The organism is Sphingomonas sp. SphC10 (assembly GCF_057004845.1).
This window is the reverse complement of the sequence record NZ_CM168044.1, coordinates 3,275,840-3,295,624: the sequence shown is the minus strand read 5'-3', so window position 1 is coordinate 3,295,624 and position 19,785 is coordinate 3,275,840. Positions and strand designations below refer to the sequence as shown.

Sequence of the window (19,785 nt, the reverse complement as noted above, 5' to 3'; positions counted from 1 at the left end):
CATACACGCGCGCGGTTTATGGCCGGTAAAGGGCCCGCCCCCCGTCGAGGCGCGGGCCCGGAATTCCGCATCAGCCGATCGTCGGAATCTGCTGCGAGATGCAGTGGAAGCTGCCGCCGCCGGTCAGGATCGCATCGGCGCGCAGGCCCACGACCTGGCGGTCGGGGAAGATCGCCTGGATCGCGGCGACCCCGGCCTCGTCATTCTCGCTGCCATAGAGCGGCACCACGACCGAGGCATTGCCGATATAGAAGTTCATATAGCTGGCGGGCACGACCTCGTCGTCGCGCAGCACGCGGCCCGGCGACGGGATGCCGACGACCTCCAGACCGGCGGCCTGCGCATCGCGCTTGGCGGCGGCATAGATTTGCCAGTTCGGATCATTCTCGGCGGCCTCGGGAATGGCGACGCGGTTGGGACCGACGAAGCGCGCCAGATTGTCGACATGGCCATCGGTATGGTCGTTGAGCAGGCCGTTGCCCAGCCAGACGATCCGGGTCAGCCCCAGGTCGTTGGCGAGCCGGTCGGCAATCTCGCCCTCCCGCAGGTCGGGATTGCGGTTGGGGTTGAGCAGGCACTGGCGCGTCGTCACGACCAGCCCGGTGCCGTCCCCGTCGATCGCGCCGCCCTCCAGCACCCATTCGCAGCGGGTGGCGGAAAGCCCGCGATCCTCGGCCAGCCGCGCGCCGACCGTGTCGTCGCCGGGCAGGTCGTACTTGCCGCCCCAGCCGTTGAACTGGAACAGCCGGGCCGAGCCGTCGCCGGTGATGATCGGGCCGGTATCGCGCAGCCAGATATCGCCAAAGGGCTGGACGACCACGTCCGCCATGTCGCCCGCCATCGCGCGCGCGGCCTCGGCCGCCTCGCCATCGGCGGCGACCAGGATCACCCGCTCGCCCCGGCCATCGGCATGGACGGCGCGGGCAAAGGCCAGCACCTCCTCGCGCGCAGGGTCGAGATCCTCTTCCCACAGCTCCGGATGGCTGGGAAAGCCGATCCATACGGCGTCATGCGGGGCCCATTCGGGCGGCGGAGGCGTGGTCACGGTTGGCGTGGTCACTGGACGTTCTTCCTGCTTTGATCGCGAATGCCGCGAAATTCGGCGGTGGGATACCAGTTGGGCCACAGGCCCGGCCGGTCGGCGAGCGTCCTGCCCAATTGATAATAGACCGTCAAATCCTCGACCGCGCCCGACCAATCCCAGCGGGGATCATATTCGTCGGCGGGCTTGTGATAGCGGTTGGCCACATAGTCCTCGGACGCCGCCTTGCCCGCCGCGACGCCGCCCATCACCTTGTCCTGCCCCGAGCCACCGTCGAGCATCGGCACGCCCAGCTTGGCGAACGAGAAATGGTCGGAGCGGTAATAGCCGCCACGCTCGGGATTGGCCTCCTCGCCGATATAGCGGCCCTGCGCACCGACCAGCGACTTGGCGAGGTCCTCGATCTCGGACTTGCCCTTGCCGACCAGCACGAAGTCCTTCGACCGGCCGGTGACGTTCAGCCCGTCCATGTTCACCCCGCCCACGGTACGGGCGAGCGGGAAGACGGGATGCTGCGCATAATAGCCCGAGCCGAGCAGCCCGCTTTCCTCCGCCGTCACCGCCAAGAACGCGATGGACCGCTTGGCCGGTCCCGCCTTGGCTTGCGCCTCGGCCAAAGCGACCAGCCCCGCCACGCCGGTCGCATTGTCGAGCGCGCCGTTGCAGATATCGTCGCCGTCCACCGCGTCGCAGCGGCCCAGATGGTCCCAATGCGCCGAATAGAGGACGTAATCGCCAGGTTCCGTCGTGCCCGGCAGGACGCCGATCACGTTCTTCGACGCCTGACGCCGGATCGTGTTGGCAAAGCCGCCCGACAGGGTCAGGCCCAGCGGCACCGCCTTGAACCCCTTTTGCTGCGCCGCTTTGGTCAGCGTGGCGAGGTCCTTGCCCGCCGCCTTCAGGATGCGCTGCGCCACCGGTTGCTGCAACCAGCCGATGACCTGGCTCTGGTCCTGATGGTCGCCCGGCTCGTCCAGCTCCAGCTGCGGCCCGGTCCAGGAGGATTGAACCACCGCCCAGGGATAGGCCGCGGGCTCGGTCTGGTGGACGATCAGCGCGGCGGCGGCGCCGTGCTTTGCGGCATTCTCGAACTTGTAGGGCCAGCGACCATACCAGGTCATCGCGCGCCCCTCGAACGGCCCTTCGCGGCCCATGGTCTGCCAGTCGGCATCGTTGATCAGGATGACCACCGTCTTGCCGCGCACATCGACCCCGGCATAATCGTCCCAGCCCTTTTCGGGCGCGGTGATGCCGTATCCGACGAAGACCAGCTCGCTGTCCTTCACGTCGATGCGCGGGGTCACGCGATAGGTGCCGACGACCATGTCGGTGCGATAGGCGAGCGGAATGGTCGCGCCCTTGCCCTTGACGGTGAAGGGCTGGACGTCGGTGGCGGTGATCTCGACCATCGGCACGTCCTGGGTCCAGCTGCCCTTGTTGCCGGGCTTCAGACCCGCCTTTTGAAAGCGGTCGATGATGTACGCGACCGTCTTGTCCTCGGCCGGGGTGGTCGGCGCGCGGCCTTCATATTCGTCGGAGGACAGGGTCTGGGTGACCGTCTTCAGCGTGTCGACCGAGATGGCGGGCTTGTCCTGCGCCATCGCGGTGCCGGACAGGAGAAGGGACAAGAGAAGCAGACGGCGCATGATGATTTCCCCTTATGTTTGGGGATGTTGTGCCCGGCCGCTGATCGCGGGGCAAGAGTATGCGACGGGACGGCCTGCCCGCCCCTCGAACCAGGGTGTCACAAGCAGATGGGGCATCGCCAAGGCCGCGATACCGGCAAACAGGGCGCGGACGCCGGTCCCCTCCCGATAGACAAAAAATGCTCCCACCGCCGCCGCGATGAGAAGGGCCGCGAGGAGGATGGGAGCGACCGCCCGGAAATAGGCGCGATGGCTGACGCAACCGATCTCTTCCCGCCGCTGATCGGTCTGCGGAAGGGCATGCAGAACCAGAAAGCCGATCGAAAAACCGATTAGCGGCGGCAGGACCAACAAGGCGCCGGTGCCGATCAACAGGCGCCCGTCGCGGCGCCGTATCGCCATGATTAGGACCAGCGCCGTCGCAACGGCTCCGGCAGCGATCAGCAGGAAAAGCACGGTCGTCGAAATGCCATGGCCTGCCGCGAAAGCGAGAATGTCGCCATAACCCTCGCGATGCAGGATCGCCGGCGTCGCCACCAGCGAGATGCCGCGCGCCGCCCGCTCCGGTAGACTGCCATGGGGCGCATCCTCCACCCCGAAATGAATGGCCGAGGCCGCCAGGAACAGGGGCAACGCAATCTCAGGGTATCCCGTCCACCACGCCAGGCAGATCAGGGACACGGAGACATATAGGAACAGGAACAGGGGGCGTCTGCCCGGCGCGACGATCGCCAGATCGCTGGCGCCATGCGCCATGCCGAGGATACCGATGGCCAGGATCGCAAAACCCAGCTGGATGGGCAAGGACCCGGCGGAGGCGGCCAGCGCCGCCCCCGCCAACATGGTCCAGCCGATCACCGGGGCGCGGGTCATCAGGCGCGATGGTCGTGCAGCGCCGTCTTCAGATTGGCGGCCGCATAGAAGGCGTAGACGACCTTCGCCAGCACATCCATGATCAAGATCGCCCAGACCGACGTCGGATCGCTGATGATCTTCAGTCCTTCCGGCCCGACCAGGAAGACGATCGGGTACAGGAACCAGATCACGGTCAGGAACACGACGTTTTTCCGATAGGCCGTGCCCAGGGCTTCGCCTCGTTCGGCCGCCATGGCGCGCAGCGGAACCCACAGCAGATACAGCACGCCGACAAAGGCTGCGCACGACCAGAGATACCATACCCATTTCAGCACGGGCACGAGCGCCAGCGACGAGATCAGGCCGGTGACGATCATGAGGACGTCGAGGACGATGATCGCGGTCAGATAGCCGCCGACCTCCCCCATCTTGCCCCGCTCGTGAAAGGCCAGCAGCACCAGGCTGGCGAGCAGGATCGGCGTCGTGACGGACCAATCGGCGTAACGGGCCAGATAGGTCACCGATCCGTCGATGTTGATCAGCGTGCCGATGCCGAAGGCCATGGCAAGATAGGCCGTCGCCGCGATAAATGGCACGGCGGCATGGAGCAATGTGTGATGCAGCGACGGCGACGTCTTGCTGCCTTTTGCGTAAATGGCCAGCGAGGCCAGGGACATGATCGTGAAGCCGATCAGGAACGCCATCCAATCCATCTGCAACCCTCCGGTTAAGGGGCGACAGTGGGCCGACCCATTACCTGAACAGCGCATCGGGTTTGTCGATCCGGCATGACGCAAATGTTAGAATGGAAAACAAAAAGGGCGGCCCCGAAGGACCGCCCTTTCCGAAACTTCGGTAAGACCCGAAACTTAGCGCGAATAGAATTCGACGACCAGGTTCGGTTCCATCTTCACCGGATAAGGCACCTCGTCCAGGGTCGGGATGCGGGTCAGCGCGACCTTGGTGTTGCCGTCGGCGGTGACATAGTCCGGCACTTCACGCTCGGCGAGCTGCTGTGCTTCCATGACCAGCGCCATTTCGGTCGCCTTCGAACCCAGCGAGATCTCGTCGCCGACGAAGCAGCGACGCGACGCGATGTTGCACTTCACGCCGTTGACGCGGATGTGGCCGTGGCTGACCAGCTGGCGCGCAGCGAAGATCGTCGGCGCGAACTTGGCGCGGTACACGATCATGTCCAGACGCTGCTCGAGCAGGCCGATCAGGTTCTGCGAGGTATCGCCCTTCATGCGGGCGGCTTCCTGGTAGCAGGCCTTGAACTGCTTCTCGGTCACGTCGCCATAATAGCCCTTCAGCTTCTGCTTGGCGCGCAGCTGCAGACCGAAGTCCGACATCTTGCCCTTGCGACGCTGACCGTGCTGGCCGGGGCCGTATTCACGCTTGTTGACGGGGCTCTTGGGGCGACCCCAGATGTTCTCGCCCATACGGCGATCGAGCTTGTACTTTGCGCTTTGACGCTTCGACATGTGTAATCCTTGGCAATTACGAACGACGTTGGTCCCGGTATCGCACCATGCAAGCCTTTATGGGGACAAGCGCAGGCCCACCGCTTCACCGGGATGCGGGGGCAATTGCGAAGCGGCGCGCCTAGACGACGGGCGCGCCGGAGTCAAGCGAAGCGGGCGATCACCGCCCGCTGGCGGTGTTCAGCCGCCCGGTGGCGTTTTCCACGTCGTTGCGCGCATTAGCCGCGATCTCGTCCCATTCCGCCTGGGTCTTGCAGATCCGCTTGGCCGACAGGCGCGAGCCGGTGGTTTCCTGGACCCGGCAGATCTTCTTTTCCTTCACCGGCGCGGGCGTGGGTTCGGCCTGTTGCCCGGTCAGGGCCAGCAGCAGCAACGTGGTCAGCATCGTCCTATCTCCCAATTGGAACGCGCCGCCATGCTATCCCGCATACGGTCCGATCGGCAAGCCGGACTGGACAGCGGGAACGCCACCCGGCAGAGCCTTGGCCCATGACCCAGATTCTCGCCGGACCCGATTGCACCACCATGGCGGAGGTCCGCGCGGGCGTGGACCAGCTCGACCGCGAACTGGTCGCCCTGCTCGCGCGCCGCTTCGCCTATATGGACGCCGCCGCCCGGATCAAACCGACCCGCGACCGCGTGCGCGACGAGGACCGCAAGACCCAGGTCATCGACCAGGCCCGCGACGAAGCCCGCCGCCTGGGCGTACCCGAAGCGGTCGTCGCCGACATCTGGGAAGTGCTGGTCGAAGGCTCGATCGCCTATGAACTGGCGGCGTTCGACCGGACACGGGGGTAAGCGGATCCCGTCTCTGCCCCTGCTTTCCCACCTCTGTTCAGCCTGAGCAAAGTCGAAGGCCTCGCCCCGAGGCCCGCCACAGGGGCCGTTTGGCGGAGGCTATCCTTTGGGCTTCGACTTCGCTCAGCCTGAACGGGGGTGGCTTATTTCCTGATGCGACCGGGTTCAGCGTCGACCGCTACCGATGAGCGGCGTCGCCAAAGCAATTATCCGCCCTCGGCCCCCGTCAGATTCGCCCCCGGAACGCCCGCCCCGCTGGTGACGACGTTGCGGGCCGCGCCCTGATTGGCCTCGCCGATCCGCCGCCATTGCTGCGTGGTCAGGCAGGTCTTGTGGAATTTGAGGAACGAGCCGGTTTCCTGGACCTTTTTGCAAACCACCTTCTCGGCGGCAGGCTTGGGGGGCGGTGCGGGACTGGCCTGAAGCGCGATCAGAAGAAGCAGCATAAAACCCCCCTTGTACCTGTCAGAGGGAGGCAGCCTATCATGATCGCGCCACCAGGCAAGATCACCGCTGGCGCGGCCGTGCCAGGGTCGACAACACGCCGCGCAGCGTCCGGACCTCCTGGCTCGACCAGCCGGGCTTGGTCAGCAGGGTGCGCAGCGTGCGCTTGCTCGCCGGGGTGCGGTCGGGCGGGAAGAAGAACCCCGCATTCTCCAGCATATCCTCCAGCTGGCCGATCATGCCGTCCAGCTCGCCCTGCGGCGCGACTTCGGGCAGTTCGACCTCGGGCGGCTGGGCCAGTGCGATACCCTTGGACCATTCATAGGCGATCAGGATCACCGCCTGTGCCAGGTTCAGGCTGCCGAATTCCGGGTTGATCGGCACCGTCACGATCTTGCGCGCGATGGCGACGTCGTCGGTTTCCAGCCCCGACCGTTCCGGCCCGAACAGGAAGGCCGCGCGGCCCACCGTATCGGCATGGATTTCGCGGGCCGCCTCTTCCGGGGTGACGACCGGCTTGGTCACGCCGCGCTTGCGCACCGTCGTCGCATAGACCTGCGCACAATCGGCGACCGCGTCGGATACGCTCTCATAGACCTTGGCCTGTTCCAGCACGATGTCCGCGCCCGACGCCGCCGGGCCCGCTTGCGGATTGGGCCAGCCGTCGCGCGGGGTGACGAGGCGCATCTCGACCAGCCCGAAATTCAGCATGGCACGCGCGGCCTTGCCGATATTCTCCCCGAGCTGCGGGCGGACCAGGACGATGACGGGGGGCTGGGACTTGTTCACGTTCACACTCTCGTTCGCCCTGAGCGAAGTCGAAGGGCACGTTCCGCGCGCGGTATCGCGGCTTCTGTGAGCTCCGTCCAGTCCGATGCGATCAGCGCGGCCTTCTTGTTGCGAGACCAGCCCTTGATCTGGCGTTCGGCGGTCAGGGCTTCATGGCGGGTGGGGAAGTCCTGGACCCAGGCCAGTGTTACCGGGCGGCGGGTTTGCGTGTAGCCGGGGAGTTCGCCTGACTGATGCTAGGCGATACGGTGTTCGAGATTGTCGATGTGGCCGGTGTAAAAGCTGCCGTCGGAGCAGAGCAGGATGTAGCAGTAGAAGGCCATCTCATCAGGCTATCGCTTTTGGGGTTTGCGGCAAGGGAGTCCCTTGGGCTTCGACTTCGCTCAGCCTGAACGGTAGTTAGTACAGTGCCGAGTACCCCCCACCTCCGTTCAGGCTGAGCGAAGTCGAAGCCCACGCCCAGAATGCCACCTCACTCCCCCCTAGGCGCCACCTCTTCCACCGTCCCGGCAAAAGCCTCGAAATCCTTCGCCTCACCGAACTCGCGATAGACGCTCGCGAAGCGGATATACGCCACCGAATCCAGGCCCTTGAGCCCCTCCATCACCATCTCTCCGATCCGCTTGGACGACACCTCGCCCTCGCCGCTCGTCTCGAGCTGGCGCTGGATGCCCGACACCAGCTTCTCCACCCGTACCGGATCGATCGGTCGCTTGCGCGTCGCGATGGCGATGGATCGTACCAGCTTCTCGCGGTCGAAGGGTTCGCGCCGGTCCTCGCTCTTCAGCACGAACAGCTCGCGCAGCTGGATGCGCTCGAACGTCGTGAAGCGCGCGCCGCAGCCTTCGCATTGGCGGCGACGGCGGATGGCCGCCCCGTCTTCGGTGGGGCGGCTGTCCTTTACCTGACTGTCTTCATGGCCACAAAAGGGGCAGCGCATTCAGATCTTCTTCTTGGCCTTGAGATAGGCATAGCCCGCACCCGCCGCCGCGCCGAAGATCGGGCCGACGAACGGCACCGGGATCGCGACGACCGCACCGAGCGCGCCCCATTTCGCCATGCTCTTGCCGAGGCCGGGGGTCGACTTGATGTCGTTCTGCACCTCGGAAAACTTCTGGTCGAACTTGGCCATGCGATTACGTCCTTATCCCTGGTAGATCGGAAAGCGTGCGCAAAGCTCACGCACACGGGCACGAACGTTTGCCTCGACCTCCGGGTCCCCATGTTCGCCCTTGGCCTTCAGACCGTCGAGCACATCGGCGACCATATGGCCGATCTGTTCGAACTCGGCCGGACCGAAACCACGCGTGGTCCCGGCGGGCGAGCCGACGCGGATGCCGCTGGTCTTCATCGGCGGCAGCGGATCGTTGGGGATGCCGTTCTTGTTGCAGGTGATGCCCGCCCGCTCCAGCGCCTCGTCGGCGTCGCGGCCGGTGATGCCGAGCGGGGTCAGGTCGACCAACGCCAGATGCGTGTCGGTGCCGCCCGCGACCAGGTTCGCCCCGCGCGCCTTCAGCGTCGCCGCCAGCGTGCGGGCATTCTCGACGACCGCCGCGATATAGGTCTTGAACTCGGGCTGGAGCGCCTCGCCGAATGCGACCGCCTTGGCGGCGATGACGTGCATCAGCGGGCCGCCCTGCAGGCCGGGGAAGACCGCCGAGTTGATCTTCTTCGCGATCGCCTCGTCATTGGTCATGATCATGCCGCCGCGCGGACCGCGCAGGGTCTTGTGCGTGGTGGTGGTCACGACATGCGCATGGCCGAACGGGGTCGGGTGCAGACCGCCCGCGACGATGCCCGCGAAGTGCGCCATGTCGACCATGAAATAGGCGCCGACCTCGTCCGCGATGGCGCGGAACTTGGCGAAGTCGATGACGCGCGGATAGGCCGAGCCGCCCGCGATGATGATCTTGGGCTGGCACTCGCGCGCGATCCGGGCGACCTCGTCATAGTCGATCAGGTGCGTCTCGGGGTCGACGCCGTACTGGACGGCGTTGAACCACTTGCCCGACAGCGCGGCCTTGGCACCGTGCGTCAGGTGGCCGCCCGCGTCGAGCGACAGGCCCATGATCGTGTCGCCCGGCTTGGCCAGCGCCAGCATCACCGCGCCGTTCGCCTGTGCGCCCGAGTGCGGCTGGACGTTGACGAAGTTGCAGCCGAAAATCTGCTTGGCGCGGTCGATCGCCAGCTGCTCGACCTCATCCGACGGCGCGCAGCCCTGATAATAGCGCTTGCCCGGATAACCCTCGGCATATTTGTTGGTAAAGACGGACCCTTGCGCTTCCATCACCGCCTTGGAGACGATGTTCTCGGAGGCGATCAGCTCGATCTGGGTCTGCTCGCGTTCCAGCTCGTGCGCGACACCGGCGAAGACGGCGGGGTCGGCATCGGCGAGGGTGCGGGTGAAGAAACCGGCGGGCTGGACGTCGTTAAGCGTGCTCATGAGGGTATCCTTGGCGTTCAATTCTGGGCGGGCGCGGTGGACAGCATGTCGACACGGCGCTGATGACGTCCGCCCTCGAACGGGGTGGACAGGAAAGCTGTGAGGCAGGCCTTGGCCATTTCCTCGCCGATGACGCGCGCGCCCATGGCGATGGCGTTGGCGTCGTTATGCTGACGGGCGAGCGCGGCCGACAGCGGCTCGGACACCAGCGCGCAGCGGCAGGCGGGGTTGCGGTTGGCCGCGATCGAGATACCGATGCCCGATCCGCACAGCGCGACGCCACGCTCGGCGCGACCATCGGCCAGCGCTTCGCCGACCGCGCGGCCGAAATCGGGATAATCGACGCTGGCATTGCCGTCGGTGCCCAAGTCCAGCACCTCATGCCCCTGTTCGCGCAGCCAGTCCGCCAGCACGGTCTTCAACGAGACGGCGGCATGATCGGATGCGATCGCGATGCGCATGGGACGGGCGCTCCTGATGGGGTCGAATGGAATGCCCGCGCCTTTACGCGCGCAACGGGCCCATGGCTACCCCTTCGCGCAACGGAACGTGCGCCGCCGTTGGGGGGTTCTGCGCGCCATGAAGCGCATCCTGATCCTCACCGCCCTCTCTGCCCTGACCGCCTGCTCGCGCGAGACGCCGGAGGAGGTCAGGAACGCCGCGGCTCCCACCATCAACGCCACCAGCGCCGCCGCGACGGCGGGCCCGGCCGGAGACGGGTCGACCTTCACCGGCCTGCCGAAGAAAAAGGGCCCCGATTATGTCGGCCGCTATGTCGGGGTGGAGGGCATGTACCTCAACATCAAGCACGCAGCGACGCCGGGCCGTTATCGCATGGAGATGCAGTGGGACCTCGACAACAAGGGCGAGTTCCGGGGCGAGCAGGTCGGCGACACGATCGTGTTCGAGCGCGGCGGCGTGCGCGAGACGCTGCGCCCGACGAACGGCGATGCAACGGGATTGAAGTATCTGGCGGGCAAGACCGAGTGCCTGACCGTCAAGACCGGCGAGGGCTATTGCAAGAGGTGAAGCGCGGCTAGGCTCGCGCCGCCCGCCATGATAGGATTGCATCCGTGAACCAGCTGGCCCGCCTCTCCTCGGACACCCGCGCGCGCTTCACGGCGCCCGAATTTCTGCACATGGTCGAAAGCGGTGCCTTCGAGGGCATGAAGGTCGAGCTGATCGACGGGGAGCTGGAGCGGATGAACCCGCCAATGGGTGGCCATGCCAGGGCGCAGTCCGATGTCTTGATTGAACTGGCGTCGGTGGTGTCGAAAGACCGGTTATGCGGTGAGATCGGAATCATCCTGAACGACTCGACCGTCGTCGCCTGCGATGCCGCGCTGCTGCGCCAGCCGTTGGTCGAGAACCGCTTCCTGACGCCGCATGACGTGCAGTTGGTCGTCGAGATCGCACAGACCACGCAAAGCCGCGATATGGGGCTCAAGCGGATGCTTTACGCCCAGGCGGGCGTCCCGACCTATTGGGTGATCGACGGGGTGCGCCGCGTCGTCCATGTCTATGCCGATCCGGTCGAGGGCGACTATTGCAGCGTTCACACGGTGCGGTTCGGCGAGGCACTGGCGGTCCCGGGCAGCGACGCCGCGATCACGCTCGATTAAAATTTGACCTTCAGAAATGGTGACCACCCCGGCGAAGGCCGGGGTGCAGTTCCCATACGATAGATGGCGAAGGGCAGCCCCTTACGCCGCCATCTTCAATTCGAGCCGCTCCCAGATTTCGACCAGCGCCGACACCAGTTCCGCCATCATCGCCTCGTCATGCGCGGGGCCGGGGGTGAAGCGTAGCCGCTCGGTACCGCGGGGCACGGTCGGGTAATTGATTGGCTGGACGTACACGCCATATTCGGCGAGCAGGATGTCGCTGATCTTCTTGGCCTTGACCGGATCGCCGACCATCACCGGCACGATATGCGTCTCGCCCAGCATGACGGGCAGGTTCGCCTCGGACATCATCGCCTTCAGCTTCGCGGCGGCGGCCTGCTGCCCCTCGCGCTCGACCGAGCTCTGCTTCAGATGGCGCACGCTCGCCAGCACGCCCGCGACCAGCACCGGCGACAGCGAGGTCGTGAAGATGAACCCCGGCGCATAGGAGCGGATCACGTCGACGATCATCCGGTCGGCCGCGATATAGCCGCCCATCACGCCGAACGCCTTGCCCAGCGTGCCCTCGATCACGGTCAGCCGGTGGGCGACGCCGTCGCGCTCCGAGATGCCGCCGCCGCGCGCGCCGTACATGCCGACCGCATGCACCTCGTCGAGATAGGTCAGCGCGTTATATTTGTCCGCCAGATCGCAGATCGCCGCGATCGGGGCGACATCGCCCTCCATCGAATAGACGCTCTCGAACGCGATCAGCTTGGGCACCGCCGGATCGGCCGCCGCCAGCAGTTCCTCCAGATGCACCAGATCATTGTGGCGGAAGACCTGCTTCTCGCAGCCCGAATTGCGGATGCCTGCGATCATCGAGGCGTGGTTGAGTTCGTCGGAAAAGATCACGCAGCCCGGCAGGATCTTGGCCAAGGTCGCCAGCGTCGCCTCGTTGGAGACATAGCCGCTGGTGAACAGCAGAGCCGCTTCCTTGCCGTGCAGGTCGGCAAGTTCGCCTTCCAGGTCGACATGATAATGCGTGTTGCCGCCGATATTGCGCGTGCCGCCCGAACCGGCGCCAACGTCGTGCAGCGCTTCCTCCATCGCGGCGATGACCTTCGGGTGCTGCCCCATCGCCAGATAGTCGTTGGAGCACCAGACCGTGATCGGCTTGGGCCCGTTATGCCCGGCAAAACACCGCGCATTGGGAAACATGCCCTTGTTGCGCAGGATGTCGATGAAGACGCGGTAACGTCCCTCGGCGTGCAGGCGGTCGATCGCCTGGGTGAAGACGCGGGAATAATCCACGCGCACGTCCGTGCCTTCGATGCTCATGGGAGGGGAATGTAGGCGCAAGCCGCACATGAATCGAGTCGGGAACTGCGCTCACTGTGATCGATCATGGTGGACATATTGTCCCAAGGACCGATCGGTTCCCGATATGCGCAGTTTGGAGCGTCCCCCCTAACGGATGAAGCCTTCGAATCACGGATAGCTGACGGTCTTCGGAATCTCCGGGATTTCGATGCGCTCGGCATCGTCGCCCGGCACGATCGGAAACTCCCGCGCGCGCCAGGCCCGCTTCGCCTCCTCGATCCGCTCGCGACGCGAGGACACGAAATTCCACCATACATGGCGCGGCGTGGTAAACGCATCGCCGCCGCACAGCATCACCCGCCCGCCCGATTCGGACCGCAGGGTCGCGGCGATCCCCGGCTTCAGGATGTAGAGACGCTGCGGTTCCAGCGGCATCCCCTCCAGGCTGGCCTCGCCCAGCGCACAATAGACGGCGCGCTCCTCCGCCGAGGGGTCGATCGGAATGCTGCCGCCCGGCTCCAGCGCGATGTCGGCATAAATGGTGCCCGCATAGGTGGTCGTCGGTGCCCGTTGTCCCCAAAGCTCGCCCATGATGACCCGCGCAGTGGCACCCTGCCCCTGAATTTCGGGCAGCGCGTCGGCCGGGACATGCTCGAAACAGGGATCGATCTCCTCCTGCGCTTCGGGCAGCGCAAGCCAGGTCTGGATGCCCGACAGCACCGGGCCCTGCGACCGCATCTGGCCCGGCGAGCGTTCGGAATGGACGATGCCATGGCCTGCGGTCATCAGATTGACCGCACCCGGCTCGATCACCAGATCGCTGCCCAGCGAATCGCGGTGGCCGATCGCACCGTCGAACAGATAGGTGACGGTCGCCAGGTTGATATGCGGATGCGGCCGCACGTCGATGCCGGAGCCGGGTTGCAACTGCGCCGGGCCCATCTGGTCGAAGAAGATGAACGGGCCGACCATCGTCCGCTCCTTGTTGGGCAGCGTGCGATGGACCTTGAACCCGCCCAGATCGTGGCTGGAGGGTTGCAGCGTGCGCAGCAGGAAATCGTCAAACATGGCTTTGCTCCGTGGGGGCCGGCTCCGTGGCGTCGAGCAGCGCGATCAGGTCGGTCGGGAAATAGGGTTCGGTATGGGCGGCCAGCTCTTCACGGCTGAACCAGCGCCAGCTCTGCATGACCCGCTGCTCCAGCGCGGTGTGACCGGCCCCCGTCACCTCATGCGCGTCGATGTCGACGCGGAAATAGCGTTCGTCGGCCTCAACCTCGACACCCTCGATGGTCAGGAACTCGACCTGCCGCCGTGCGACCTGTGGCCCGCAATCGCGGTCGAGGCCGGTTTCCTCCAGCAACTCGCGGCGCGCGGCCTGTTCATAGCTTTCCCCCGGATCGACCGCGCCACCCGGCGTGCACCAGAAGGGCGGGCGATCATCGGGGGTGAAGCGGAACATCAGGGTCCGGCCCGTCCCATCCACCAACAGGATGCGCGCGGCGGGACGGGGTATGCGGGTCATTCGGCGTCAAGCTCCGGATAATGGCGGAAGATTCCGTCCTCATTGAACGCCTGTCGTCGGTCGCTGTCCAGATAGGCGGCAATGCCGGGCACGGCCTTTACACGGTCGTACAGGGCGATGAGCGCGGGATAGTCGCCCTCGACCGCCGCCATGCGCCTGGGGAACATGTAGCGCAGACCCGCGATCAACTGGAACAGCGAGGTATCGACCGGCGACCAGCGCCCGCCCGCCATCCACTCGCCGTCACCCAGTGCATCCTCAAAATAACCGAGGAATTTGGGGAGCCGTTCCTGGCGGAACTGCGCGGCGGCGCGGGCGGCTTCGGGCTTCTGTTCGTGATAATAGGCGCCGGTCGCGACCGGATGATGCACATTATGCACCTCGGCCACCATGTCGCTGATCGTCAGTTGCAGCTGGTTCAGCCAGACGCGGTCGCCCACCGGCGCCAGATCGTGCCGCTCGGTCAGCCAGTGGAGGATGTTGGCGACCTGCGCGATCGCCTGTCCCCCGGTGCGCAAATATGGCGGAGCGAAGGGCAAGCGGCTCCCCTTGCGCATATCGGCGAGCAGCGCCTTGGCCCCCTCCTCCACGCCCCGGTCGCGATAGGGCAGACCTGCGGCTTCCAGCACCAGCCGGACGAACTCGCCGCGTCCCGGCAGGCCGGGCCAGTACCACAGGTCATAGGGCATGGGATTATTCTCCGGGCGCCTTCGCGCTGATCGCCAGCGCATGGATACGCTCCGACAACAGATCGGCGAGCGCGTGGTTCACCATGCGCTGGCGGGCGACGCGCGACTGGCCTGCGAAAGCGGGCGCGACGACGATGACGCGGAAATGGCTCTCGCCGGTGCCGTCATCGCCCAGATGGCCGCGATGCATCGCGCTTTCGTTGATGACTTCCAGATGGGCAGGCGACAGCGCCTGGGTCAGGCGGGCGGTGATCTGGTCTGCGATCGGGGCGGTGGTGATATCGGTCATGGCCCCTATATAGACGGTTTTTGAGGACAAGCGGATAGCCGTGGCGCGTCGGTCGAGCAGCGATACCCCCAAGGACAAACCCCCAAGGGAAAAAACGGGCGCACGGTTTCACGGCCGCGTCGAGAATAGCGACCGCCTGTGCGACCATGCGGGCTGCGCCGAAGCAGGCGAGTTCCGTGCGCCGCCGGCCGAGGGTACGCGCAGCGGCGACGGGCCGGGCCAGTTCCGCTGGTTCTGCCTGGAACATGTCCGCGCCTTTAACAGCCGCTACAATTTCTTCGACGGCATGAGCGCGGACGAGATCCATCGTGCCCAGCGCCCCTATGCGGGCTGGGAGCGCGAGACCCGCGCCTTTGCGCAGAACGGCAGCGATCCGGGGCCGCGCTGGGCCGATTTCTCCGATCCACTGGACGCCATCGCTGCGCGCTATCGCCGCGAGGCCGCGCCCGAACGATCGGACGGCAAGCCGCTGTCGGGGCAGGATCGTGAAAGCCTGAAGGTGCTGGGGCTGGAGGCGAATGCCGATCGCGGGGCGCTCCGGCGGCGATATAGCGAGCTGGTGCGGCGCTATCACCCCGACCGCAATGGCGGGGATCGTGCCCATGAGGCGCGGCTGCAAAAGGTGATCGCGGCCTACCAGCAACTCCGCCAGGCGCCCGCATTCGCGTGACGCCAAATTCCTCCCCTTGCAGGGGAGGATCATTACTTCCGCGGCCCGACCAGTCCGAATCGCGCGCCCTGCGGGTCGCGGGCGGACAGCGAATAGTCCCCGCCCGGAATCTCCATCGGTCCGAACTCGATCGTACCGCCCCGCTCGACCACCCGCGCCGCCGCCGCATCGATATCGTCCACCGCGACATAGAAATGCCAGCCCGGCTCACCCCCCGGCGGGCAGCCCATCAGCGCGCCCAGCACGACAGGTCCATCGGCCAGGAAGCGATACTCCCCCAGCTCGCCCATCGGCATCCCGCCCTGATGGCTCCAGCCGAAATGCCGTCCGAAAAAGGCCAGCGCTCGCTCGGGGTCGCTCGCGATCCGCTCGTTCCAGACGACATGGCCGGTCGCCGGGCCGGTGCCGTGCTCGACGAAGGAACGCGACGGTTGCGCCGCTTCCGGCGCCATGATGTAGAAGGGTGCGCCCAGCGGATCGGTGACCAGCGCCATGCGCCCCACCCCCTCCATCGTCCAGGCGGGCATCAGCACTTGCCCGCCATCCTCGACGATGGCCCCCAGCGATTCGTCGACATCGACCACCGGCAGATATCCGAACCAGACCGGACCGCCCGGTGAACCTTCGGGCCGCTGCATCAGCCCGCCGATCGCCTCGCCTTCGGGCGTCGCGAAGATGCGATAATCGATTCCGGCGATGCCGCTGTCGCCGATCTGCCAGCCGACGACATGGGTATAGAAATCCTGCGCCGCCGCGATGTCGTCGGTCAGCAATTCGTACCAGATGAAATTCGCCATGATCGCCCCGCCCTTTTACCCGACAGATCAAATGCTTGCCCCGTGACGCGACTCGCACGCCAAGAGCCCGAGGATGACCCCGAAGCCATCGCCCCGCAATCGCCGGAAGACCCGTTTCGTGCGATCACCGCCATTGAGTAGGGAGCCGCGCTTGGCTTAAGGCGTTGAGCGACGAGACGAGGGCCTGATGACCAACATCCCGAATACGCTTCCCGACAGCCGCGATACGACGATTCTCGATGCACCCGACAAGATGGTGTCGGTGCGCGACCTGTTCGGCATCGACACCGACATGGAGGTTCCGGCCTTTTCGGTGTCGGACGAGCGCGTCCCCGATCTCGATCCCGCCTATGTGTTCGATCCCGACACCACGCTGGCGATCCTGGCGGGTTTCGCGCACAACCGCCGCGTGATGGTGCAGGGCTATCACGGCACCGGCAAGTCGAGCCATATCGAACAGGTTGCCGCCCGCCTCAACTGGCCGTGCATCCGCATCAACCTGGACGCGCATATCAGCCGTATCGACCTGATCGGCCGCGACGCCATCGTCCTGAAGGACGGGCAACAGGTGACCGAGTTCCGCGAGGGCCTGCTCCCCTGGGCGCTCCAGACGCCGACCGCGCTCGTCTTCGACGAATATGATGCGGGCCGCCCCGACGTGATGTTCGTGATCCAGCGCGTGCTGGAGACGGAAGGCAAGCTGACCCTGCTCGACCAGAACCGCGTGATCCGTCCGAACAAGTGGTTCCGCCTGTTCGCCACCGCCAACACGGTGGGTCTGGGTGACACCAGCGGCTTGTATCACGGCACGCAGCAGATCAACCAAGGCCAGATGGACCGCTGGAACATCGTGGTCACGCTCAACTATCTGCCCGCCGTCACCGAGGCGCAGATCGTGCTCGCCAAGTCGGGCGAATATGACAAGCCCGATGGCAAGCAGCTGGTCGAGAACATGGTCCGCGTCGCCGACATGACCCGCAAGGGCTTTATCAACGGCGACATCTCGACCGTGATGAGCCCGCGCACGGTCATCACCTGGGCGCAGAACACGCTGATCTTTGGCGATCCGGGCTTTGCCTTCCGCCTGTCCTTCCTCAACAAGTGCGACGAGAATGAGCGCGCGCTGGTGGCGGAGTATTATCAGCGCGTCTTCGGCAAGGACCTGCCCGAAAGCGTCGTCGGCCGGGCCTGATCCCCTTGGGCAACGAAACCCCTCTCGACCGGTTCAAGGCGGTCCTCGGCGGCACGGCGCGCACCATCGCGCAGGAGCCGGAGGTCGAGCTCGCCTTCACCGCCGATGCGCCGACCTCCTCGGGCAAGCATATCCGCGTGCCCATGCCCGGCCGCGCGCTGCCCGCCGAACAGGTGGCCGAGGCGCGCGGGTTCGCCGATGCCTTCGCGCTGCGGCTGAAGCTGCACGACACCGCGCTCCACGCCAAGGCTGCCCCGGTCGAGGCGGTGGCGCGCGCGGTCTATGACGCGGTCGAGACGGCCCGGATCGAGGCGCTGGGCGCGCGCGGTTATGCCGGGATCGGCGACAATCTCGCCCATGCGCTGGACGTACGGTTGCGCTCCGACCCGCTGACCCGTGCGCGCAACCGCGACGAGGTGCCCTTGTCGACCGCGCTGGGGCTCATCCTGCGGGAACGGATGACCGGACGGCCTTCGCCTGCCGAAACCGCACCCGCCTTGGCGCTGGTCCGCGACTGGCTGGAGGGGGCGACCAATCTCGACGCGCTGGCGGGCGCGATGGACGACCAGAAGGCGTTCCAGTCGCTGACCGCCAAGATGCTCGCCGATCTCGAACTCGCCGAACCGCCTGCCGAACCCGATCAGGCCGATGAAGGCGGCGACGATCAGGAAGGCGAGGACGAACAGCAGCAGGACGAGAGCGAAGAGGATAACGACGAACAGGGTCAGGGCGAAGGCGAGGTCGAGGCCCGCGCCGAGAAGCGCGACTCGGACAGCGAGGACGGCGAATCGCAGGAACAGAGCCAGGACTCGCTCGACGATCTCGACGGCGAACCCGGCGAGGATGGCGACGAAGGCAGCCAGCCGACCCGCCCCAACCGCCCGCTGAACGATCTGGCGTCGCAATTCGACTACAAGCCTTGGACCACCCAATATGACGAGGTGATCGCGGCGGGAGAGTTGTGCGACGCCGACGAACTGGCGCGGCTTCGCGGCTATCTGGACCAGCAGCTGGCGCATCTGCAATCGGCGGTGTCGAAGCTCGCCAACCGCTTGCAACGCCGGTTGATGGCGCAACAGTCGCGGTCCTGGGACTTCGACCAGGAAGAGGGCATTCTCGACGCCGCGCGCCTCGCCCGCGTCGTGGTCAATCCCGGCCAGTCGCTGTCCTACAAGATCGAGCGCGACACCGATTTCCGCGATACCGTCGTCACCCTGCTGATCGACAATTCCGGGTCGATGCGTGGGCGGCCGATCGGCATCGCGGCGATCTCCGCCGACATCCTCGCGCGTACGCTGGAGCGTTGCGGGGTGAAGACCGAGATTCTCGGCTTCACCACCCGTGCGTGGAAGGGCGGACAGAGCCGCGAGACGTGGCTGGCGGCCGGTCGTCCGCCGCAGCCGGGGCGGCTGAACGACATCCGCCACATCGTCTACAAACAGGCCGACGAGCCGTGGCGCCGCGCGCGCAACAATCTCGGCCTGATGATGCGCGAAGGGCTGCTCAAGGAGAATATCGACGGCGAGGCGCTGATGTGGGCGCATAGCCGCTTGATCGCGCGGCCCGAGGAGCGGCGCATCCTGATGGTCATCTCCGACGGTGCGCCGGTGGACGACTCCACCCTGTCGGTCAATTCGGGCAGCTATCTGGAACGCCATCTGCGCCAGGTGATCGGCTGGATTGAAAGCAAGAGCCCGGTCGAGCTGATCGCGATCGGCATCGGCCATGACGTGACCCGCTATTATGCGCGCGCGGTGACGATCATGGATGCCGAGCAGCTGGGCGGCACGATCATCGAGCAGCTGGCCAGCCTGTTCGACACCGAATGAGCCGGATCGCGGCCCCGGCGGAAGGATTCGTCGGTCCGGTCAAACGCTCGATCACCATCGCCGGGCACCAGACCTCGATCAGTCTGGAGCCGGTCTTCTGGACCGCGCTGGAAGAGGCGGCGCTGGCGCACGCCCTGCCGCTGTCGGCGCTGGTCGCGGAGATCGATGCGCTGCGAATCGTGGTGGAAGACCCGCCGAATTTGGCGAGTGCGATCCGGTCCTGGTTGTTCCTGCGGGGGTGATTCCTGTCTTAAGGTAGCTACGCCTTCCCCACCTCCGTTCAGCCTGAGCGAAGTTGAAGGCCAAGGGATGGCCTTTGTGATTGAGGCGAGGGCGGGGGCATGGACTTCGACTTCGCTCAGCCTGAAC

General features: G+C 65.9%; 26 protein-coding genes. 7 read left to right on the top strand and 19 right to left on the bottom strand.

The window, feature by feature from the left end; all coding sequences use genetic code 11:
• Nucleotides 1-70: 70 nt before the first annotated feature.
• The 6 genes from ACWKSV_RS15160 to ACWKSV_RS15135 all read right to left on the bottom strand — a co-directional run bounded on the left by ACWKSV_RS15160 (nt 71) and on the right by ACWKSV_RS15135 (nt 5,412).
• The gene (locus ACWKSV_RS15160; protein ID WP_076717848.1) at nt 71-1,045 is read right to left on the bottom strand and encodes an agmatine deiminase family protein; all 975 of its coding nucleotides are present in this window, start codon (nt 1,043-1,045) and stop codon (nt 71-73) included.
• A gap of 11 nt (nt 1,046-1,056) precedes the next feature.
• Entirely contained in the window at nt 1,057-2,688 is a 1,632-nt protein-coding gene (locus ACWKSV_RS15155) for a M28 family peptidase (RefSeq protein ID WP_076714731.1), read from the bottom strand.
• A 12-nt stretch (nt 2,689-2,700) separates the two neighbouring features.
• Nucleotides 2,701-3,561 (bottom strand): Brp/Blh family beta-carotene 15,15'-dioxygenase, encoded by an 861-nt coding sequence (locus ACWKSV_RS15150; protein ID WP_083706534.1) that lies wholly within the window; start codon nt 3,559-3,561, stop codon nt 2,701-2,703.
• Nucleotides 3,561-4,256 (bottom strand): bacteriorhodopsin, encoded by a 696-nt coding sequence (locus ACWKSV_RS15145; RefSeq protein ID WP_076714729.1) that lies wholly within the window; start codon nt 4,254-4,256, stop codon nt 3,561-3,563. Before ACWKSV_RS15145 ends, ACWKSV_RS15150 begins: the two co-directional genes overlap by 1 nt.
• Before the next feature lie 156 nt (nt 4,257-4,412).
• A complete protein-coding gene (rpsD, locus tag ACWKSV_RS15140) occupies nt 4,413-5,027 on the bottom strand; it encodes a 30S ribosomal protein S4 (protein WP_042490485.1) in 615 nt (204 codons plus the stop codon).
• 160 nt (nt 5,028-5,187) lie between these two features.
• A complete protein-coding gene (locus tag ACWKSV_RS15135) occupies nt 5,188-5,412 on the bottom strand; it encodes a hypothetical protein (protein ID WP_076714727.1) in 225 nt (74 codons plus the stop codon).
• 104 nt (nt 5,413-5,516) lie between these two features.
• On the opposite strand from ACWKSV_RS15135, the gene ACWKSV_RS15130 reads away from it, so the two are divergent.
• Entirely contained in the window at nt 5,517-5,825 is a 309-nt protein-coding gene (locus ACWKSV_RS15130; RefSeq protein WP_056432003.1) for a chorismate mutase, read from the top strand.
• A 206-nt stretch (nt 5,826-6,031) separates the two neighbouring features.
• On the opposite strand, the gene ACWKSV_RS15125 is transcribed toward ACWKSV_RS15130, so the two are convergent.
• The 7 genes from ACWKSV_RS15125 to rpiB form a co-directional block, all read right to left on the bottom strand.
• A complete protein-coding gene (locus ACWKSV_RS15125; RefSeq protein WP_076714725.1) occupies nt 6,032-6,271 on the bottom strand; it encodes a hypothetical protein in 240 nt (79 codons plus the stop codon).
• 61 nt (nt 6,272-6,332) lie between these two features.
• The gene (locus tag ACWKSV_RS15120; RefSeq protein ID WP_445265572.1) at nt 6,333-7,058 is read right to left on the bottom strand and encodes an RNA methyltransferase; all 726 of its coding nucleotides are present in this window, start codon (nt 7,056-7,058) and stop codon (nt 6,333-6,335) included.
• A gap of 2 nt (nt 7,059-7,060) precedes the next feature.
• Nucleotides 7,061-7,243, bottom strand: coding sequence for a hypothetical protein (locus tag ACWKSV_RS15115; protein WP_335695372.1), 183 nt, complete (start codon nt 7,241-7,243; stop codon nt 7,061-7,063).
• Nucleotides 7,244-7,530: 287 nt separating this feature from the next.
• Nucleotides 7,531-7,998, bottom strand: coding sequence for a transcriptional regulator NrdR (nrdR, locus tag ACWKSV_RS15110; RefSeq protein WP_056432010.1), 468 nt, complete (start codon nt 7,996-7,998; stop codon nt 7,531-7,533).
• The gene (locus tag ACWKSV_RS15105) at nt 7,999-8,190 is read right to left on the bottom strand and encodes a hypothetical protein (protein ID WP_056432013.1); all 192 of its coding nucleotides are present in this window, start codon (nt 8,188-8,190) and stop codon (nt 7,999-8,001) included.
• Between the two features lie 12 nt (nt 8,191-8,202).
• On the bottom strand, nt 8,203-9,501 hold the full coding sequence (gene glyA, locus ACWKSV_RS15100; protein WP_076717846.1) for a serine hydroxymethyltransferase: 1,299 nt from the start codon (nt 9,499-9,501) through the stop codon (nt 8,203-8,205).
• A gap of 17 nt (nt 9,502-9,518) precedes the next feature.
• Nucleotides 9,519-9,962: a ribose 5-phosphate isomerase B gene (rpiB, locus tag ACWKSV_RS15095; protein ID WP_076714719.1), complete on the bottom strand. Its 444-nt coding sequence runs from the start codon at nt 9,960-9,962 to the stop codon at nt 9,519-9,521.
• A gap of 118 nt (nt 9,963-10,080) precedes the next feature.
• On the opposite strand from rpiB, the gene ACWKSV_RS15090 reads away from it, so the two are divergent.
• Together ACWKSV_RS15090 and ACWKSV_RS15085 are read left to right on the top strand one after the other, a co-directional pair.
• On the top strand, nt 10,081-10,530 hold the full coding sequence (locus ACWKSV_RS15090; protein WP_076714717.1) for a hypothetical protein: 450 nt from the start codon (nt 10,081-10,083) through the stop codon (nt 10,528-10,530).
• 44 nt (nt 10,531-10,574) lie between these two features.
• Nucleotides 10,575-11,123: a Uma2 family endonuclease gene (locus ACWKSV_RS15085; RefSeq protein WP_076714715.1), complete on the top strand. Its 549-nt coding sequence runs from the start codon at nt 10,575-10,577 to the stop codon at nt 11,121-11,123.
• Between the two features lie 81 nt (nt 11,124-11,204).
• Here the strand turns inward: ACWKSV_RS15085 and hemA are convergent, their stop codons facing one another.
• From hemA to ACWKSV_RS15060, 5 genes are all read right to left on the bottom strand, one after another.
• Nucleotides 11,205-12,446, bottom strand: coding sequence for a 5-aminolevulinate synthase (gene hemA / locus ACWKSV_RS15080; RefSeq protein ID WP_076714713.1), 1,242 nt, complete (start codon nt 12,444-12,446; stop codon nt 11,205-11,207).
• A 150-nt stretch (nt 12,447-12,596) separates the two neighbouring features.
• The gene (locus ACWKSV_RS15075; RefSeq protein WP_076714711.1) at nt 12,597-13,496 is read right to left on the bottom strand and encodes a pirin family protein; all 900 of its coding nucleotides are present in this window, start codon (nt 13,494-13,496) and stop codon (nt 12,597-12,599) included.
• Nucleotides 13,489-13,950 carry an NUDIX hydrolase gene (locus ACWKSV_RS15070; protein WP_076714710.1) on the bottom strand — a complete coding sequence of 154 codons (462 nt, stop codon included), beginning with the start codon at nt 13,948-13,950 and terminating at the stop codon, nt 13,489-13,491. The genes ACWKSV_RS15075 and ACWKSV_RS15070 overlap by 8 nt, the downstream gene beginning before the upstream one ends.
• Nucleotides 13,947-14,639: a glutathione S-transferase gene (locus ACWKSV_RS15065; RefSeq protein WP_076714708.1), complete on the bottom strand. Its 693-nt coding sequence runs from the start codon at nt 14,637-14,639 to the stop codon at nt 13,947-13,949. The genes ACWKSV_RS15070 and ACWKSV_RS15065 overlap by 4 nt, the downstream gene beginning before the upstream one ends.
• Nucleotides 14,640-14,643: 4 nt before the next feature.
• Nucleotides 14,644-14,928: a BolA family protein gene (locus tag ACWKSV_RS15060; RefSeq protein WP_056432045.1), complete on the bottom strand. Its 285-nt coding sequence runs from the start codon at nt 14,926-14,928 to the stop codon at nt 14,644-14,646.
• A gap of 40 nt (nt 14,929-14,968) precedes the next feature.
• Between ACWKSV_RS15060 and ACWKSV_RS15055 the strand changes: the two genes are divergently transcribed.
• Nucleotides 14,969-15,598, top strand: coding sequence for a J domain-containing protein (locus ACWKSV_RS15055; RefSeq protein WP_191864739.1), 630 nt, complete (start codon nt 14,969-14,971; stop codon nt 15,596-15,598).
• A gap of 32 nt (nt 15,599-15,630) precedes the next feature.
• Here the strand turns inward: ACWKSV_RS15055 and ACWKSV_RS15050 are convergent, their stop codons facing one another.
• Nucleotides 15,631-16,395 (bottom strand): VOC family protein, encoded by a 765-nt coding sequence (locus tag ACWKSV_RS15050; RefSeq protein WP_191864740.1) that lies wholly within the window; start codon nt 16,393-16,395, stop codon nt 15,631-15,633.
• Between the two features lie 187 nt (nt 16,396-16,582).
• Here ACWKSV_RS15050 and cobS point away from each other — a divergent pair, with 187 nt between their 5' ends.
• From cobS to ACWKSV_RS15035, 3 genes are read left to right on the top strand one after another with little or no spacing between them, the layout of a single operon-like run.
• Nucleotides 16,583-17,587 (top strand): cobaltochelatase subunit CobS, encoded by a 1,005-nt coding sequence (cobS, locus tag ACWKSV_RS15045; RefSeq protein WP_076714704.1) that lies wholly within the window; start codon nt 16,583-16,585, stop codon nt 17,585-17,587.
• 5 nt (nt 17,588-17,592) lie between these two features.
• Entirely contained in the window at nt 17,593-19,416 is a 1,824-nt protein-coding gene (gene cobT / locus ACWKSV_RS15040) for a cobaltochelatase subunit CobT (RefSeq protein WP_076714702.1), read from the top strand.
• Nucleotides 19,413-19,658: a ribbon-helix-helix domain-containing protein gene (locus ACWKSV_RS15035; RefSeq protein WP_076714700.1), complete on the top strand. Its 246-nt coding sequence runs from the start codon at nt 19,413-19,415 to the stop codon at nt 19,656-19,658. The genes cobT and ACWKSV_RS15035 overlap by 4 nt, the downstream gene beginning before the upstream one ends.
• The last annotated feature ends 127 nt before the right edge of the window (nt 19,659-19,785 follow it).